Raw genomic sequence first — 20,188 nt, forward strand, 5'->3', positions numbered from 1 at the left:
CCCCCCTTAACTATCTTTATTGATAGCAAAGTTCGACCGTCATTCTAAGTCTCAACTTGCAGGACTTTAAGTTGCTCGACTAATGCAGTCACTATCGCATCATCGCTAGAACCACTACCCAAGCCTAGTTCGCTGTAGCCCATATCATTGATCTTGATATTGGTTTGCCCGCCGTTTTCATCGGTCACTTCTAGTAATGTATACGCATCGTTGTTAGGGTCGTTGATGTCATCGGCCACATTGGCATCGATATGAGCGAACAAGTCATTCATATTAGGTGCATCAGGCAATAAGTCTGATAGGTCAATAATGTCATCGCTGACTGAGAAGTCCGCCAAGGTGTCTTGGGTTGGATTTAGTGCACTCCCTGCATTGCCACTCAGCATCACAAAGGTATCTTCGCCTAGTCCGCCTAACAAGATGTCATCACTTGCGCTGCCGGTTAAAGTATCATCCCCTTCATGCCCGTAGGTTTGAGAGAGGGTGATCGCTTGCTCGCTGACTAAAGTGCTCAGCAGCTCCGCTTGAGTCATACCGGTAGTATCTTCACTGGTCAGTTCGCTAATTAATACATCTTGTAAAGTAATGGTTTGAACCAAATTTTGATTGCTATCGAACAAGCTAATTTGTGTATCAGTTCCAACCTCATCGATGCTCACTTGCTGCGCTACTGAGACTGATTGCCAAACATCGTTAGCATTGACGAAGCCAGATAGGTCAACGATGTCTTCACCAGCATCAAAGTCTTTCACGTAATCGGTACCTGGCTGGGCTGATGTACCAACCGTAGAGTCACTCCAAGCGAAGCGGTCTGCTTGCCCTACATCAGAACCGTCATTAGGACCGCCCCATAACCATTCATCTGCGCTGCTCGCTTGCAGCAAGTCATAGCCGACACCACCTTGTTGAGCCACATTACCAATAACCGTAATAGTAATGACTTGCTGTGTGGTTTTAACACCATCCGACACTTGTACAGTGAACTCGTCAGTATCTGTGGCACTAGCGACTAAGTCATTGGTTGAGCCTGGATTAAGTTGATAGTTCCATGCACCAGTTGACGGGTTAAAGCTCAACGTACCGTACTGACCGACTGAGTTGCTCACCAATTGCCAAGTAAGATCACCAACATCAGTTTCGGTGTCTGTCGCTGCAAGCTGCCCAGAGGTTTGATTGAGGTAATCTTCTTGAACCTGACCTGTCGCCGAACCAGTAATTACTGGCGCATCATCGGTACCTTGAATGTTGACGGTTAACACTTGAGTAATCGCGCTACCATTTTGATCATCAATGGTTACCGTGAAGGTATCGCTCACCAACTCATCTTTAAGCAGCAGTCCTGCAGCAGCATTTAGTGCGTAGTTCCATACACCAGTTGTGCGGTCAATCGTCATTTCACCAAAGCTACTGGTCAGCATTTGCACATCTCCGGTCAAGGCGAAGGTGTGCGTATCACTGGTGTCTTCATCGTCTATAACAATGCTGCCACTTGCCGATGTAATCGCACTGTCAGCATTGATAGTTTCCGTTAATGTGCTGTCTGCAACAACCACACTTGGCACACCATTCGTACCTGTCACTTCAAACTCTACGACTTGAGTATCCGTTTCATTAAGTTCATCCATAACTTGGATGGTGTAGCTGAGAGTTAGGAGCTCTCCTGCCGCTAAAGATTGGATATCAGCATGGGAATTATTAAGTTCAAACTCCCACGCTCCAGTGGTTTGATTGACCGTCAATGTGCCTCTTGCATCCGAGCTAACCACTGACCAAGAGTGAGGGTCTGAGGTATCTGGGTCTCCACTGTCGAACGTACCAGAAAGGGTTAACAGCGAGTCTTCTGTCACTTCCTGAGTCGCTATGGCAACAATATTAGGCGCATCATTGGTACCGTTAATGGTGATAGTGATGTCTACGATATTAGATTCGCCATTTTCACTATCAACCGCTTTGACTTGAATAGTATCTGTAGTGCTTTCACCCACTGCCAGCGCATTAACCGCAGGAGCAGTATCATCGACCACATAGGTCCACTCACCTAAAGCGTTCACTTGTAGCGTGCCTAAGCTGCCATTCGAGACGATAGAGAAGGTTGCACTATCTCCCACATCAGCGTCGCTGACCACCAGCTTACCTGACGCGTTACTGCCTGACGCTTCTTGCACAATACCTTGCGTATCCCCCGACAAAATTGGAGCATCGTTTGAACCAGTGACAGAAACCGTGACCACTTGGCTGACCTCTGTACCGAGGTCATCCGTAGCGAATACAGTAAAGCTCTCGGTGACCACTTCATCTTTTGCTAATGCTTGCAGATGTGGCTCATCATTATAAATGGTGTAGCTCCACTCACCGGTCGCATCGATAATAAACAGACCATAAGTACCATTGAGCGACTTGGCTCCAAAAGTCACTGTGTCGCCGCTATCAACATCTTCACCGATAAGCTGCTTGGTTTGAGTTAAGACGCCATCTTCACTCAATGACGCATTAGCATCTCCACTAATAGTTGGGGTTTCGTTGACGCCATTGATAGTAACCACAACGTCTTTTTCAGACTCTAAACCAAGATTATCAACCACTTTCACCGTGAAGGTTTCGGTTAATGGCGCTGAGTCTCGGCCATTGAGTTCGATAAGTACATCTAAACTCTCATCCAAGTCATAGGTCCATTGCCCATTTGCAGCCAAACTAAACACACCGAAGTTTCCAGACTGATTTACTGCTGTCCACGTGTGACTGTCATTAGTATCGACATCGCCCGGCTGCAAGTTACCCGAAAGAGTTGAGGTATTATTGGCATTGGTTGACTCGGCCAAATCGCCAGTAATGTTTGGTGCATCATTGCTCCCCTGAACATCCACAGTAAATTCCATAAACTGCGGTTTGCCACTACCATCAACAACGGTTTTACCATGCTCATCGACGACATAAAGCGTAAAGGTATCTTGCACCGTTTCACCGGTTTGTAGTGACTGAACCGCATTACTGTTGTTGTTTAAGGTGTAAACCCAGTTACCGCTCGCGTCCACGATGATACTACCGTATTGGCCCAAGCCATCGACTAAGGTCCAGGTTGGATTGTCACCAAGATCTGTTGGTGCGGCTAGCGATCCCGAAGCGGTGTAAATGCCGTCATCACTGCCATCTTGGTCATCGATATCCTCTGTCATGGTGAGCGTTTCAATCACAGGGTCCACAACCAGTACGTCTTCACCTACACCTGTTACTTGTAAGGTAATAGTTCGGGTATCAGTCGCAAGCTCGCCATCGGTAACCGTCACGATAAAGGTTTCAGTGGCCGTTTCTCCATGAGAAAGATCGTTAACCGCAGCGTTATCGGCCAAAACGTACACCCACTCACCGCTGTCTGCATCGAGTGTTAAGTTGCCGTAAGTGCCTGCTGCTGGGGTAGCTGGGTCCAGCGCCCAAGTATGCGTGTCGCCATTGTCTGGATCATCGACACCAAGTACACCGGATGCTTGCGGAGAAACCTCATCGGTCACTTCACCGACTTGAACAGTGACGCCCGGCGCAGGTTCAGTGGCAGAAGAGTCGGTAAAGGTGATCACTGGTTCATCGTTTGTACCTGTGATCAAGACATTCATGCTGTAATGATCGCCACTGGTGGTTTGAATGCTCCACGTTTCGGTAATGATTTGCCCTTCAGCGAGCCCCTGCACCAAATTGCTGTTGTTAAATAGCTGATAATCCCAGCTGGATGGCGACGTGAAATCAAGTTCACCAAATATTCCACCTGACAATGGGGAAACCTGGCTAATGACGTACGCAGGGTCAATAGCTCCAGAGCTTGTCGGTTGTAAGTCTTCAAAGACTGTAGTGTTAATCGTACCTAAATTTGTACCCGGCCCCGTTCCGCCACCAAAGCCACTCTCATTTTGTCCATGTACATCAATGGTGATCTGGTGCCACTCTGAGACACCACCATCATTGTCGGTTGCAGAGACATAAAAGGTTTCTTGGGCGATATCACCCAAGTTGAGCGCTTGAGTATCTGGGTCGCTGTTGTTTAACTGGTAAACCCATTGGCCATTGTTACCTAGAGTTAACGTACCGTAGATGCCTTGACCGTAATCGGCGTCACCAGGATCAGTACCATTCTCAATCGCCCAACTGACCACAGAGCTGTCTTTGTCGACATCCGAAGAGGTTAACTGCCCACTGGTAGAGCTGAAATCGATCGCACCAAAGTTAGCACCATCTTCAATCACACTACCTGAGCTATCCCCAGTGATGACAGGCACATCATTAGTCCCTTCAATGTTGATGGTGACGTATTGGGTGATTACGCCGCCAAAATCATCTTGAGCAATCACAGTGAAGACTTCTGACACTACTTCTTCCCGCTTCATCGCATCCAATGAATCTCGGTAAGCCGTAAAGCTCCACTCGCCCGCTTGGTTAATATCAAACTGACCAAAATTACCTTGGTAACTATTGGCAATAAAGCTTGATGTGTCGGCATCGTCTATGTCTGACAAGATCATCACACCCGTAATATCGGGAGAGGCTTGGTCTTCGACAAAGGTACCGGCAATATCACCTGATACGGTTGGCAGATCGTTGGTACCACGAATGGTGATCACCACATCACGACTGTCGGTTTCACCATAGCTATCGACCACTTCAACGGTGAAGTTTTCTTGCAAGGTTTGGTTTGGATTAAGCGCTTGGATCTCTTCAAGCACATTGTTAAGTGAATAGACCCATGAGCCGCTAGAGGTCATGGTAAAGCTGCCGTAGTTACCGACTAGATTGCTTGGTGACCATAAGTGAGTATCGTGATCGTCTGGATCACCATCTTGCAATTGGCCACTAAAGCTTGATGTATCTTCTCGGATCGTTTTGGCAACATCCCCCTGAATACTTGGCCCATCATTGTTTCCTTCAATATCGATAACGAAATTTTTGATCGACACTTCACCAAACCGGTCGACGACTTTTATCTGCACCGTATCTTGCAGAAGGTCGCCCTCATCAAGTCGATTCACTGGATTTTTGCTGTTATTTAGGGTGTAAATCCAATCGCCATTCCCATCGACCACAAAGTTGCCATAGGTCCCATTTGAGATGACAGTCCAGTCTGCTGAGTCACCAACATCAGGATCGCCCGAACCAAAGGTGCCGCTAATGGTACTTGGCATATCATCTTCAACAATCGTAGGCGTATCACCAAGGACGATATCAGGTGTGGTGTTAACACCAGCCAACGAAATATCCACCGTGATAGTTTCTGTGGCGCCATTGATATCCGTGACTTCAACTTCGAATGTATCGACTTCTGTTGTGCCCGGTGGGATAGATTTGGTACTCCAACGGGTACTGTCGAGTTGATACAGCCATTGGCCGTTATCATCGACGGTTAATATGCCATATAGGCCACTCGCCTCACCGTTAATATCTTCCCCAACCACTTTCCAGCTATGCGCATCGTTGGTATCAATATCAATGGCTAACAATTTGCCTGTTGCGCTACTTTTCGCTGGCGTATCTTCAATCACACTACCAGTCGTGCCACCAGTGATGCTTGGTGTGTCATTACTGCCTTCAATCGTGATGGTGATGGTTTCAGTGTCGGATGCATTGTTCCAAGATTTGTTGTCATTGGTGTCATCAGTAACTGTAACCAAGAAGGTTTCAGTCAATGTTTCACCTGGCAGCAAGGCTTGAACCTCCGAGTGACCATTGGTTAAGGTGTAAGTCCATTCGCCATTGGCATCAATTTGTAGCGAACCATATTGGCCTTGATTGGTTTGCAGTGACCAAACATGGTCATCCAATCCATCAACATCATTGTGATTCAGTTGACCTGAAGTGGTCACTGGCAGTGCATCATCTTCGGTCACCGTACCCACTAGCACACCATCAATTTCTGGTGCATCGTTGCGACCTTTAACCGTGACAACCACTTGTTGGGTGTCCACTTGGTTATGCTTATCAACCACTTGAACCATAAAGTACTCTTTGACGCTTTGATTGAGCGAGAGTGCTTGGGTGTTGGCCGCTTGCGTAGCATTGGTGTCTAAGGTGTAAGTCCACACCCCGTTTTGATCGAGAGTCAGGGAACCAAATTGTCCATTGGGGTCGCCAACAATCGACCAAATGTGTACCTCATTCACATCTGGGTCGCCAGTGTTTAAAGTACCACTTCGAACGCCGCTACCATCGTCTTCCCAGATAGTTCGAGTTGAGCGACCTGAAATATCCGGCGCATCATTTTGGCCGAGAATATCGATGTCGATTTCAAAAGTATCTGTGCCGCCATTGCCATCGTTAACGATAGCCGTGAACGTTTGTTCTTCGTAGAGCTCTCCGTGTTCAAACGACTGAGTCAAACTAGGATCGAGGGTGTATTCCCACTCACCATTTTGGTTGATGGTGATACTGCCGTAGCTGCCTTGGCCATTGCCTTGAATTGACCAAGTGTGGTTATCCGTCAAGTCACTATCTTCAACGCTCAGTGAACCATCCGCTACCAGCATTAAATCCTCTACGGTATTACCACTATCGTCACCGCTGATCACAGGGTCATCGTTGGTCCCTTCAATGGTAATGACGATGTTTTGTTGCGATGATCCACCTAGCCCATCATCCACTTGCACTACAAAGGTTTCTTGTACTTCTTGACCTTCCGCCAATGGTTGTGCGGCATTATTATCAAGGGTGTAAGTCCATTCACCCATTTGGTCATCGATTGATATTGAACCGTAAGTCGAATCGGTTTGACCAACTAATGTCCAAGTATGCGTCGCACCATTATCGACATCGACTGGAGTGAGCGTACCTGTGGTTTGTAGAGTCGTTTCCTCTTTCACCTCACCCGTAAGATCTCCCACCATAGTAGGAATATCATTGGTGCCGACAATGGTAACGGTTACGGTATGCTCTGTGCCATCAACCGACTCAACAATAAAGGTTTCAGCCTTAGTTTCACCCTCTGCCAAGTATTGAACATCAGCATTGTCCACCGTGTAGGTCCAATCGCCATCTTGAGTAATATCTAAGCTACCTAGAGCGCCTGCACTGGTGATGCCTGTGGCAGCAACAAAGATCTCTTCGTCTGCGCCATCGACATCTGAAATACGCAGTGAGCCAGTATCAATCAGCTGTGGGGCGGACTCGTCTTCGGTTACGGTGCCAACATCGTCACCTGAGATCACTGCAGCATCGTTGACGCCAGTGATAGTCACAGTAATGGTGTGCTCGGTACCATCGAGCGATTCTACGGTGAAGGTTTCGACTTTGGTTTCGCCTTCACCAAGGTATTGCACGTCAGCGTTATCGACTTGGTAATCCCAGTTGCCTGCAGCATCGATGGTCAGTGAACCCAATGCGCCCGTAGAAGCAACCACGCTGCTTGGTTTAAATTCTGCTTCACCGCTATCAGCATCTGAAATAGTTAAGGTGCCAGAATCAGTAAGGAGTGGATTATCATCATCTTCGGTCACCGCACCTACATCATCACCGGCAATTTCGGCTCTGTCGTTAACACCAATGATAGTCACAGTAATGGTGTGCTCAGTGCCATCGAGCGATTCTACTGTGAAAGTTTCGACTTTGGTTTCACCTTCTGCCAAATATTGCACATCGGCATTATCAACTTGGTAATCCCAGTTACCTGAAGCATCTATGGTGAGTGAACCTAATGCACCTGCAGAGGCGACTACGCTGCTTGGTTTAAATTCCGCTTCACCAGTATCGGCATCCGAAATGGTTAAGGTACCCGAGTCAGTCAGTAGAGGGTTACTGTCATCTTCCGTTACTTCGCCGGTATCAACGCCAGCGATCACTGCGCTGTCGTTGACACCAGTAATGGTCACGGTAATGGTGTGCTGCGTGCCATCGAGCGTTTCAACGGTAAAGGTTTCTACTTTGGTTTCGCCCTCAGCCAAATATTGCACTGAATCATTGGCAACGACGTAATCCCAATTGCCCGTTTCATCGATGGTTAACGCCCCTAAAGCGCCTGCTGATGCAACCACGCTAGTCGGTTTAAATTCCGCTTCGCCTGTATCGGCATCTGAAATGGTTAAGGTGCCTGAATCAGTAAGTAGTGGTGTGCTGTCATCTTCGGTTACTTCACCGGTATCAACGCCTGCAATCACAGCGCTGTCATTGACACCGGTAATGGTGACGGTAATGGTATGCTCCATGCCATCAAGGGATTCAACAGTAAAGGTTTCTACTTTAGTTTCACCCTCGCCAAGGTATTGCACGTCAGCATTATCGACTTGGTAATCCCAGTTGCCCGCCGCATCGATGGTCAGTGCCCCTAGAGCACCTGCAGAGGCAACCACACTGCTTGGTTTAAATTCGGCTTCGCCGTCATCGGCATCTGAAATGGTTAGCGTGCCAGAATCAGTCAGCAGTGGCGTATCATCGTCTTCGGTGACAGCCCCAATATCATCACCGGCAATTTCTGCACTGTCGTTGACGCCCATAATGGTGACGGTCACGGTATGCTCTGTGCCATCGAGCGACTCTACAGTAAAGGTTTCAACCTTAGTTTCACCCTCTGCTAAGTATTGAACATCAGCATTATCTACCGTGTAGGTCCAATCGCCGTCTTGGGTAATGTCTAAGTTACCTAGAGCGCCTGTACTGGTGATTCCTGTGGCAGCTACGAAAAGTTCTTCATCTTCGCCATCCACGTCAGAAATGCGGAGTGAGCCAGTATCAATAAGCTGTGGGGTGGACTCATCTTCAGTTACCGTGCCGACATCGTCGCCCGTAATTACCGATGCGTCATTGGTTCCGATGACTTGAATAGTGATCGGGTGTGAAGTGCCATCAATAGATTCAACCGTGTAAACCTGGGTAATGGTTTCCCCTTCGCCCAAATATTGGATTGAGCTATTATCCAACTCGAAATTCCATTGACCATTTTGATCAATAGTCAGTGTACCAATCGCATCTTCCGGAGCAGTCAAAGACTCCGGTACAAACAGCTCTTCGTCTGCACCGTCCACATCACTGATGGTTAATGTGCCAGATTCCGTTAAAAGCGGTGTAGATTCATCTTCTTTAACACTGCCTGTATCTTGGCCTGCAATCACCGCCGCATCGTTCACACCAATAATGGTTACCGTCACGGTGTGCTCCGTGCCATCAGCCGAACTGACGGTAAATAGCTCTTGTTTGGTTTCCCCTTCCCCTAAATATTGAACATCCGCGTTGTTTACTCTGTATTGCCATCGGCCGGTTTCATCAATCTCAAGCTGACCAAGAACACCCGTTGAAGGCTCGACACTGCTGATATCAAACGCTTCTTCTTGCGCACCATCGGCATCACTAATTGTTAGCTGACCAGAGTCGATAAGCTCTGCACCTTGAGAATCTTCGATAACCTCACCAAAATCGAAGCCAGCAATCACGGCGGCATCGTTCACGCCTGTAACCGTTATCGTCACATTCTGCAGTTGGCTATTTAGGCCACCATCATCAGTAACGGAATAAAGGAAAGAGACTTGAGTGGTCTCGCCTTCTGGTAAGAAATCAAAATCAGTTCCAGTCTCAAACACGAACGAACCGTCAGTGTTTACCGTGACATTGCCCAGTTCGGGGCTTGCCAATAACTGATAGGACACGATCGTACCATCAACATCTTCCCCGCCAGGTAAACGCCCTTCTAGAGTTTGGTTTTCGATGACAGAACCTTCACTGTCAAAGGCAATCGGCGCATCATTGATGGGCGTAAGGAGGATCTGAACTGACCCAGGTTGAACACTATTAAATAGTCCCGCGCCATCATCGACCGTATATTCCAATAGACCAGCAATCTCTCCTGCATTGTCCACTTCGTCAGGGGCTTCAAATTGGAGTGAAGTAAGCTGTTCTATCGCCAACTCTTGGCCTAGTAAGATTGGCGTTCCATCTTCCAATGTCACGCGCCCTAGGGATGGCAGCCCTGTAATAGTTATGATTAAGGCCTCATCGTCTAAATCAAAGGGTAGCGTAATAGAAAGTGCGTTAGAGCCCGACTCTTCGGCATAAGTACGAGACTCAATTGCGGCAAACGGCGCAAGGTTACGAGTCTGAAAACTTGGATCATCAAACAGGGAAGGCGTGTCCAGTTCACTTTCTTCACGTGCTGCTGAGGTCTCAAACAGTGTAGAGGCAATTTTCTCCGTTCCGTCACGTTCAATCCCCTCTTGCGCAGTCAGACTCGCTCCTTCGTTCGCCCCTGCTGCGGTAGCAAAGTCATCAATCGAAGTGGGGTCCACACCTTGTTCCAATAAACGAGTAATTTCGTCGATATCAGAATCAACAGCGAGGGGGAGTTCTGAACTATCAACTAATGCATCTTTTAACTCGGGAAGGCTATCTAAGTCCGACTGTGTTATGACAATCTCTTCTGGTTGCGGTGGGAGCCCCAAAGGAAGCACTCTAACGTTGCCATCTTTATCAACCGCTATCTGCGCACCTTCAGGAAAGGAAAGTGATTGCTTCATAACTGGCTCCTTAGTCGTCTTGAATAAGTCCTGCCACTAGTGTTTGGTTAGTGGAACAAGGCATGGACACTAGGTATCGCAAGTTACGAGCCAAATTTTTTCTTAATATCGCGAGAAAATAAGCCTCTCTTTTTTAATGAGTTAGGCAAAAGTTGTGAGATCTTGGAAAGTTGTTGTCAGATAGACAATCAAATTGAGAACAAAAAGTAGAAATTAAAAAAGGAGCCGAGGGCTCCTTTTTTTACTGGTGATATTTTTCGTTATGCTTCGAGCACGTCTTCGCCAGACATCTCTGAAATCAGCAATAAATCATCTTCATCGAGCTTCATGCCCAAGACAGGTAGACCGTGCTGAACGACCCAGCAGAAGAAGAATACGAACACGCCTAAAGCGACTAAACCGAGTGATAACGATAACATAGCCAAACCTCCTCCTTGGTTATCAAAACAGTATCGATAACTTGAAGATGCGACTACTTGAGAGGGATAAAGCAAAAGGCCTTTGAAAATACTTAGTTCTTATACGTTTTTCGATGCACTCTTAACGACGGGTTCGTTAAGCCCTGTGTCTCTTTTTGCGTTCAGTTTATTCGTATTAACTCTGGGAGTTTACTCGGTTCTCTACACCTTTAAGTTATTGGGATACCCTTTCAATATAGTGATACCGTACAAATGTCGCAACTAGATTTAGTGCCATATCGACATAAGATCACAAATTTTATGCTTCCATGCGCATAATTATCCAATCTTGTGCTGTAGAGATGGTGGTGACAAGCGAAATTCCTCGCGTTACGATCAAAAAAGCCCCCGAATGATGCCATTCGGGGCTCAACCATTTAATAACGCTTATGCGCCGATTACACCGCCATCTTCGCGCGTAATCGCCATGATAGTCGAGCGCGGTTTACTGTTACCACCAGCAGGGAAGTGCGAAGGTGCGCCACTTTCTCCTGGGTGCTGAACCCCAACAAACATGGTTTTGTTATCCGCTGAGAAGGTAAGTCCAGTAATCTCACAAGCAACAGGGCCAGTTAGGAAGCGGCGCACTTCACCTGTCATTGGGTCACCACACAACATCTGGTTGTTACCTTGGCCAGCAAAGTCACCTTTGTTCGAGTAGTTACCATCAGTCTGAATCCATAGGCGTCCTGCCGCATCAAAACCAATTCCATCTGGGCTGTTAAACATGTTATCAGCGTTGATGTTATCACTGCCTGCGTACAAGTTACCTTTATGCACTTCAGGGTTGCCCGCAATCAGGTACAGATCCCACTCAAAGCCATCACTTGTATGGTCACCATTTTGTGGTACCCAACGCACAATCTGGCCGTAATGGTTTTCTTTACGTGGGTTAGGGCCACCAACAGGCTGACCTTCTTTTACGCCGCGATGCTTATTGTTGGTCAAGGTACAGAATACGTGTTTGTTATCTGGGTGAACCGCAACCCACTCTGGGCGATCCATTGTTGTTGCACCAACGTGCGTGGCTGCGCGGCGAGCAAAGATCATCACTTCCGCTTGATCTTTAAAACCGTTCTCTTTGGTTAAGCCATTTTTACCATGCGTCAGCTCTAGCCACTGGCCTTTACCCTTAAGCTCTTTGTCATCCATTTCGAACTTAGCCACATACAGCGTACCTTCTTCGAGCAGATCGCGATTTGCTTTGTCGTTACCTGGTTGGTATTTATTCTTAGACACAAACTTGTACAGGTGCTCGCCACGCTCATCATCACCTAAATACACCACAACATGTCCGTTGTCGTTGATTAGCAGGGCAGCATTTTCATGCTTAAAGCGACCTAATGCAGTACGCTTAAGTGGCGTTGAGCTTGGGTCGTTAGGGTCGATTTCAACCACCCAGCCAAAACGGTGTGGTTCATTTGGATGCTTAGCAACATCAAATCGCTCATCAGTGTCGTGCCATTGATATTTGCTCTTAGCTGCTCTGACACCATAGCGTTTGTGATCAGCTGACACTTCTGCGCTACCACTAGTACCAAAGTAACCGTTGAAGTTCTCTTCACAAGTCAGGTAAGTACCCCAAGGCGTTTGACCGTTTGCACAGTTGTTGAACGTACCTAGTGGCTTCATACCTGATGGATCGAGTTTGGTTTTCATCAAGTCATGACCTGCGGCCGGGCCTGTCAGCTGCATTTCTGTATTCGCAGTAATACGGCGGTTACGCTGACCGTTTTTATCTAGCTTCCATTGGTCGCCTGACTTAACGATTTCAAATACGGTTACACCGTGTGCTGCTTGCGCTTTTAGCACATCATCTGCGGTCATAGCGCTACCACCGTGGTCAAACAACAAATCATAATTAGTGTATTCGTTGTTTACGGCAATCACAGCGCGGTTTTCACTGATTGGGTAGAAGCTCATCCCATCTGTGTTATCTCCAAACTGGCGCAATTGTGCTTTCGAGTCTTGCTTACCGCTTGGGTCAAATTCTGGAGCGTCTGCGAAAATTGGATCACCCCAAGAAAGGAGTGGCGTCGCTTTATAGCCTTTAGGCACGATAAAGGCATCGGCTGTTGAAGCTGGCACTGCTTCAAAGTTAAGCAGCGGGCTGTCATTTTTCGCTGCAAAAGCTTTAGTAATTGGGTTAAGTGAAAGAAAAGCACTCGCACTTACTGCTGCTGTTCCCGCTAAAAATCGACGACGAGATAGACGTGCATCGATCATTTGACTGAATTCAGAATCCTGATTGTCGCACTTCTTGTCTGAAACCGAACGCATTGCTGACTCCTTGCTTGAGTAATATTTTTATAAATGCGAGCCAATCGTAGACATGAAAAATGACACTTTGGTTAACTTATTGTTTAGTATTGATTAATTAAAAACGACACTCAGCCATCAGTTACATTTCAAACTTATTAAACTGCGCTATGGTTCACTTTTAACTAATAAGGTATGGCGTACATACAAAAAAATGTGATCAAAAGCCTAGATCTTTTCGAAATTGGCGTCTAAATTAATCCCTGTTCATGAGGAACTACATTCACATAAGCTCAATGACGAGCTGCATTGTTTCTAAGTGAGGGATTATCATGAAGAAAATGAGAAGAGCACAATTGCATCGCGTACGTATTCAGTACTGGAAAGAGTCGAACAAAGACGCGAACAAATCTTAATGTGCTAACACCCAACTAAGCTGGCTTAACCGCCAGCTTTTGCGTTTCTAGCGGCCAGCAAAAGTTCATCATTAAGTCTTGCCCGCCGCTAAAACAAAAAAGCCCCAACCAACGTTGGGGCAAATGGATGGAGAAAGCCTATTTCAAATATGTCGAGTGATTCGCTTTGTCTACTTCTTCAAGGAAGAGATTTAGCAGTTCTGTTCCTTTCTCTCCATGGGTCTCTTTGACGTAAGCAATCACACCAGGTTGCGTTGCTTTTCGCATCGATTCACGCTGCTCTGCAGTCAAAGAGTTGACCTTCATACGCTTTTTCAACCCTTCTAGTCCACGGTCACTCGATGCTTCAATCAAGCGCGACAGACCACGGTTTGCACTCAATGCAATCTCAACCGCATCAGAGACAATCTTCTTCTCATCTTCCGTCAGACTATCGTAAAAGCTTTTGTTGACCATGAAGGTGTAAGGTGCGAATAGATGGTTCGTCAGCGTCAGATACTTTTGAACTTCATTGAATTTAGCAAAAGAGACCGTGGGTACTGGGTTCATCTGACCGTCGATAACCCCAGTTTGCAGTGATGAGTAAACCTCACCCCAAGACAGTGGATATGCTTCAGCGCCCAAAGACTGAATGATTTTCTGGTGCGTTGGCAGAGTCATTGTACGAATACGCAGACCTTTAAAATCTTCAAGATCTTCGATGGCACGCTTAGAGTTAGTTACTGAGAAGAAACCGCCTGTGTCAGGGAAACCGAGGATTTTGACATCTTTTAGTTCTGACTCAATGTCAGAAGCCAGTGCTTGCCCGAACTTGCCATCGAGGACTTCATAGGTAGAGGCATTGTTGTCAAACGCAAATGGCACATCCAAAACACCAATTCTTGGGTAATAACCCGCTAATGGTCCAACTGGAGACAGCGTTCCTTGAAGTTGTCCATCACGTACCATCTGGATATGTTCTTTCGCAGTACCTAGCTGATTACTTGGGAATACTTGAACTTTAATCTCACCATTAGTCGCCGTTTCAACAATGTTCTTAAACACACCAGTAAACGCATGCGCCGGGTTTTCCATGATATCGGCTTTGTTGTCATGACCAATACGCAGCACTTTCTCAGCCATGGCAAAAGGGGCAGCCAATAAGCTCGTAGCCAGAGCAGTAGCAATCAATGATTTGGTTAGCTTTTTCATAATAACTCCATTATGTATGAATTTTAGTTATTACCTGACTAGGCTCCCGCGCTAGCCAGGGTTTGTAGGGTTGAAGGGGTTAGGTTTTAGTGTCAGTAGCCCAGTAAACGCGGGATAAACAACACAATGTCAGGGAAAAATGCGATAGCAAACAAGAGTAATAACTGCCCGATAAGGAATGGCATTAGCTCTTTCGATATGCCTTCTATCTTCGCTCCAGTCACTGATGAGAGGACAAACAAACAGGCACCGATCGGTGGTGTCATCAATGAGATGTTGAGAGCAAGAATGAAGACTATGCCTGCGTGCAGTGGGTCCATACCGATTTCCATCGTTAATGGCACTAGGATAGGAGCAAGGATGATCAACATGACATTGATATCCATGATCATACCGACCGTTAGCAGCAGAGCGATAATCAGTGCCAAGATAACGTGTGGGTTATCTGACAACGAGATAAACATATCCGCGATCATTTGTGGAATTTGGTTAAAGCTCAACCACCAGCCAAGTATCGATGCTGAACCGATAATCAGGTAAATCACCGCTGAAATCTGCGCGGTACGAATAACCATCTGAAACAGCGCATCTAGCGTTAGATTGCGGTAGATAAATGTACCAATGATCAGCGCATAGGCCACAGCAATGGATGCTGCTTCTGTCGGCGTAACAATGCCAAACACAATGCCGCCAAGAATGATCAATGGCATCAGCAGAGCAAGTGCTGAGTTTTTGAAATGATCCAACACTTCCGCCAAAGACGCTTTTTGGCTCATCTTAGGCAGATTTTTACGCTTACCCATTGCGCCAATGATTGCCATACAAACCAAACACACTAAGATGCCCGGTAAAATACCTGTCGCGAACAGACCACCAATTGAGACGCCCATCAGTGAGCCATAGACCACCATCAGACCCGACGGGGGAATAGTTGGACCTATGATTGAACCAGCGGCTGTTACAGCGCAGGCATAGTCTTTTGAATAACCTTGCTTAACCATCGCCGGAACCAAGGTTCGACCGAAGGCTGCAGCATCAGCCGTCGCCGAGCCAGTGATACCAGAGAAGAATACCGAAGCAACCATGTTGGAATGTGCAAGACCGCCGCGAAAATGGCCAACTAGCGCTTCTGACAGATAAACCAGTCGATTCGTTATGCCTGTGTGGTTCATGATCTCGCCAGCGAGGATGAAAAACGGCATCGCCAAAAACGGGAAGATATTCAATCCATTAAAGATCTTACTGGGAGCCAGAGAGGCAAAATGCGCCCCGCCCATATCGTACATGCCAGTGATACCTGCGACACCTAAGGCAATAGCTATCGGTGCCCCGATTAGCATCAACAACAAAAATACAATGCCGACAATCATAGCTGCTCTCCTTGCATATCAAATTTCTCAGCCGCCAAATGCAACCTCAGTGCGTAGATATCCTCTAGCCAAACCAAAAAGGCTTGAAAGCTAGACAGAGCAAAAGTGACGGGAATAGCAGCATAGGCATACGCCATTGGCATAGAAAACACGGTAGAGAGTTGGTTAGCCCCTTTTTCTGCAAAGGTGTACCCCAAGTAGGCGATGTAACCGAAGAAGCTAAATGTCAGTGCACCAACACAAATCTTGATAATTTGTTGGATGGTTTGAGGGAATCGTCGAGTAACAAACTCCAGTCCCATATGCTCTCTTCCAGCAGTACAGCATGGCACTGCCATTAAGATTGCCCATATCATGATGTAGCGTGCCAGTTCTTCCACCCAAACCAGTTGCAGTTTGAGTATGTATCGATCTAATACTCCCAACCAAACATCCAATATCAATAAGACCGTCAGTATGCCTACCGCAAACTGGTTGGCCTTATTGAGCCGATTCTTGGTTGTTGTAATGATGTTATTCGGTAATGCCATAATCCCGATGTCCTTCCTTTTTTGACTGCTTTCCTTGGAGGCGCATCCACATCCAATTTGCTCACTCTAGTGCGGATAAATTAACCATACCGATAAGGTTTTAAGGGTGAAGTGGCCACGTTCACAATTTTAACTTTGTGTGATAGTTTCTAACATTGAGTGATGGAAATTTATTTAAATTACTGTTTTTATTGGATTATATTTTAATGGCGCAGAATTGCAGTTTTCGGAGCAGTTAAAAAGTAACATGGCGCGAGATATGTCATATCAACGACTTAGTTACAAAGGTGTTAATAAAACTGAGAAAAGTAACACGACACAAAGAGTAAGGACTTTATGATAAAAAAGTGAATTCCGTCACACCCTATAAATCAAGGCATTAAGAGGAATAGATGAGGTTAGCTCTGTAAGTTTCACAGAGTGATTCGGTGCAAGAAAAGCGGAATATGTTGGGTTCAATGTCGGCGAAAAACCCTACACGACATTGAACACCTACCAGATGTTAGAAAGTAACATCAAGCTGCTCGATTATTCGATGGGAACATCTGAGTTAACTCATGCAGAATACTTTGGGTTTGCTTTGAATAGAGGTGTTTGTCTTTATAGCCAACCAACTGCACCTGACGAACCTTACCGGAAATCAACAGCTGGCGGATCATTCGATTGACCATTTGAACATCCAGTGCCGAGCCTCTCTCTAAACGCGATACCGGATAGAGACAAGAGAGATCAATATTGACGATAACATCATCACAGTGAGCTAAATAATTGGCTAGCTGCTGTTTGACCTGCAATCGGTAACTGAAGCTGCATTCTGCCAATGTCATCCAGTCACAGCCGAGATCTTCGGCATACTCCCACGTCCTTTCATCTTGGCTTGCTTGATCGATGCCCAAACAGAACAGGCGACATTCGTTATAACGAGATAACGCGAAATGAAAAGCGCTCCCTTGGTCTGGTTCAAGAGAGGCTTTGAGCTCAAATTGCCGACCAATATGTATGATGCCAAGCTCACGCCGAGGCGAGTGGATAAGAGGTAAGGTGTGCAGCACCGTTTCACTGTGGTTCGTTAACACAATGGGCAGTGCTTCAGAGCCAAGAAAACGACTTAAATGAAGTTGATACTTGCCGACGGGTTGTGCCTCAAGGTTGTAATGACCACCGTTTATCCAACAGTGCCCTTCTAGCTCAGAGACCCAATCGTACATCTCTTCTAAGCTTTGATCGGCCATTTCGAAATCCACTTGTTTCATCGGTTTCAAGCGCTCACTGACGCTCAGCAATACCAAACGATGGGACAAAACACCTGTAACACTTTGCGTTTTATTGCGTCGAAATAGCCCGAACATACCTATTACCTTTCTGGGGGCAATGCCCTCGCTGCTTGAAGAACGTGAAGAATAATCTTCTGTTGATTCATTTGAACTCTATGCGCGGGCGCCATCACCGAAATGGCCCCCACTAGCTTAGAACCTTTCATCACTGGCGCACTGATCCCAGAAACGCCAGAGTCAATTTCAGAGGTACTTAGCGCATAACCTTGGTTACGGATCTGCTCAAGCTCTTGTTGCCACTCTTCCAAGCGCTCTTGTTGACCAAAGTAACGCAGGATCTTTTCGCATCTCGCTGCGGGCATATACGCCAACATCACTTTCGATGAGGCGCCTCGCAGCAGGGGTTGACTTTGACCCTGGACGTAGCTGCAGCGAAGCGCCTGCATACTCTCTTTACGACTGACACAAAGTGCTCGATAACCAACCGGCACCATGTATGCCGCCATTTCATTGGTCTGTTTTTGCAAACGATTGAGCACTGAATCAACAGTATCTAAGTCATGCTGACTGGTTTCGTAACTACGCATAAGCAGCAACGCAGCTGGACCTATGATCAAGGTTTTGTCATTTGGACTCTCTTCGATCAAGTTCCATTCTCGCAGTAGTTTTAGATGTCGGTATAGGCTACTAATAGGCGTACCTAACTGCTCACTAAGTTGTTTCGCTGTCACGGGTTCATCATTTACCGCAACTTGCATAAGTAGCTGAAGAACCTTTTCGTTTACTTGCCCACTATTTTGCTTCATTGAGTTCACGCTATTGTTGTATCGCCACATTCAGGTCATGATCAAATTGTATTCTTACTCTGTAGGAATGAGTAAGTAAAAATAACCTTCAATTCTCAACAAGTGAGAATAATTAAGCTCTGTACTTGTCTCTTGCTGCGAAGAAAACTGACATCATTCGAGACAAAACTTTACTTAACGGTAAAGTTAAAATATCCTTCAAATCATAAAAATATCGAACCAATTATAAAGTTTGATAAATCATATAAATAAAACAACGAATCAGGGACAGATATGAACAAGCTCGCCCTTTCATTTGGCCTTACCCTAACACTTGCTCCAACACTGTTTTTCAGCTGCCAACTTTCTCAAGCAAAATCGTCAGCTAACTCGACCGCTTACATGGTTCAATTACCTATTGAACGAAAAGCAACTAAATTGATCGCGTTGGAAGGCGAATTTAAACCTTCCAAGTACACACAGATTCTGGCGGAAAACAGCGGAAAAATTGCCAACATTTATGTCCAAGATGGCGATTACGTTGAAAAAGGTCAGCCATTGCTCGACTTCGATGCCACCTTAGCCGCTCTCGCAGTAAAGACTGCTCAAAACGAATATCAAATGGCAACTCGAAACATCATCGAGCTTACTCGTACCACTAGTGAAGATGACCCTAGGTTTGAAAGTGCAGTCAGTGCGGTGGAGGCAACCAGAAATAACTTACTGATCGCCCAGCAAGATCATGAAGCGACCACCATGTACGCGCCATTCTCAGGCACACTGGGCCAATTCCATTTGAATGCAGGCAATTACGTGAATGAAGGTGAGCTGATCACTGAATTAGTGGCGACCGATACCGTAGAGCTGCACTTTACCGCGTCTCCTCAGGTACTGAACGTCTTTCGCAAGGTGCTAAACAACTACCCTGACCGCTTACAGGCTTCCGTTGTCAGTCAGGAAGGCGATTATATTGATGGCAAGTTGCGCTATGTTGATTCGAAGCTCGCTAACCAGAGCCAAGAACTCAGCGCTTATGCGGTTTTCGACAACCAAAATGGCGAACATTTGATCGGCTCAAAGACCGCTTTCTATTTGAACAGCCCTCAACAAGAGCCTCAGCTATTTGTCCCTGCCTCCTCTATTCATACTAATGATGGGATTCCAACCCTGTTTGTCTTGGATGATAAACGTATAGTAAGGCCAAAGCAGGTGACAATCGCAAAAATCAAAGAGAGCTACACGGGTTATGTACCGATCAAATCGGGATTGGAAGCCAATGACTTCGTGCTGACTACCCCAGAAGCCCCTGAGCTGGTCGGTAAGAAAATCGACCCAATGGTTAACCTCGTTAATCAGCTTAATGAGATACTCAATCGCCAATCTTGATGGTAAAAGCAGCAAACAAGTCGATAAAAGATGAAAAAACTCTCAAT

Annotated in this window: 9 protein-coding genes; 1 reads left to right on the top strand and 8 read right to left on the bottom strand. The window is 46.3% G+C overall.

The window, feature by feature from the left end:
* Nucleotides 1-44: 44 nt before the first annotated feature.
* From LYZ37_RS22615 to LYZ37_RS22650, 8 genes are all read right to left on the bottom strand, one after another.
* Nucleotides 45-10,472, bottom strand: a complete 10,428-nt coding sequence (locus tag LYZ37_RS22615) for a VCBS domain-containing protein (RefSeq protein WP_272787730.1) — start codon at nt 10,470-10,472, stop codon at nt 45-47.
* Between the two features lie 260 nt (nt 10,473-10,732).
* A complete protein-coding gene (locus tag LYZ37_RS22620) occupies nt 10,733-10,891 on the bottom strand; it encodes a hypothetical protein (RefSeq protein ID WP_272787731.1) in 159 nt (52 codons plus the stop codon).
* Between the two features lie 426 nt (nt 10,892-11,317).
* Nucleotides 11,318-13,210 (bottom strand): PhoX family protein, encoded by a 1,893-nt coding sequence (locus tag LYZ37_RS22625; RefSeq protein ID WP_272787732.1) that lies wholly within the window; start codon nt 13,208-13,210, stop codon nt 11,318-11,320.
* A gap of 533 nt (nt 13,211-13,743) precedes the next feature.
* Complete coding sequence (locus tag LYZ37_RS22630; protein ID WP_272787733.1) at nt 13,744-14,796, bottom strand: TRAP transporter substrate-binding protein; 1,053 nt, start codon at nt 14,794-14,796, stop codon at nt 13,744-13,746.
* 92 nt (nt 14,797-14,888) lie between these two features.
* On the bottom strand, nt 14,889-16,166 hold the full coding sequence (locus LYZ37_RS22635) for a TRAP transporter large permease (RefSeq protein ID WP_171320313.1): 1,278 nt from the start codon (nt 16,164-16,166) through the stop codon (nt 14,889-14,891).
* Nucleotides 16,163-16,696 carry a TRAP transporter small permease gene (locus LYZ37_RS22640; RefSeq protein WP_272787734.1) on the bottom strand — a complete coding sequence of 178 codons (534 nt, stop codon included), beginning with the start codon at nt 16,694-16,696 and terminating at the stop codon, nt 16,163-16,165. The genes LYZ37_RS22635 and LYZ37_RS22640 overlap by 4 nt, the downstream gene beginning before the upstream one ends.
* Nucleotides 16,697-17,211: 515 nt before the next feature.
* Nucleotides 17,212-18,045 (bottom strand): arginase, encoded by an 834-nt coding sequence (locus tag LYZ37_RS22645; RefSeq protein ID WP_272787735.1) that lies wholly within the window; start codon nt 18,043-18,045, stop codon nt 17,212-17,214.
* Nucleotides 18,046-18,050: 5 nt separating this feature from the next.
* On the bottom strand, nt 18,051-18,776 hold the full coding sequence (locus LYZ37_RS22650) for an IclR family transcriptional regulator (protein WP_253649304.1): 726 nt from the start codon (nt 18,774-18,776) through the stop codon (nt 18,051-18,053).
* A 273-nt stretch (nt 18,777-19,049) separates the two neighbouring features.
* Between LYZ37_RS22650 and LYZ37_RS22655 the strand changes: the two genes are divergently transcribed.
* Nucleotides 19,050-20,141, top strand: a complete 1,092-nt coding sequence (locus tag LYZ37_RS22655) for an efflux RND transporter periplasmic adaptor subunit (protein ID WP_272787736.1) — start codon at nt 19,050-19,052, stop codon at nt 20,139-20,141.
* Nucleotides 20,142-20,188 lie beyond the last annotated feature (47 nt).

Origin of the sequence: Vibrio tubiashii, assembly GCF_028551255.1 — a bacterium.
GTDB lineage: Bacteria > Pseudomonadota > Gammaproteobacteria > Enterobacterales > Vibrionaceae > Vibrio > Vibrio tubiashii_B.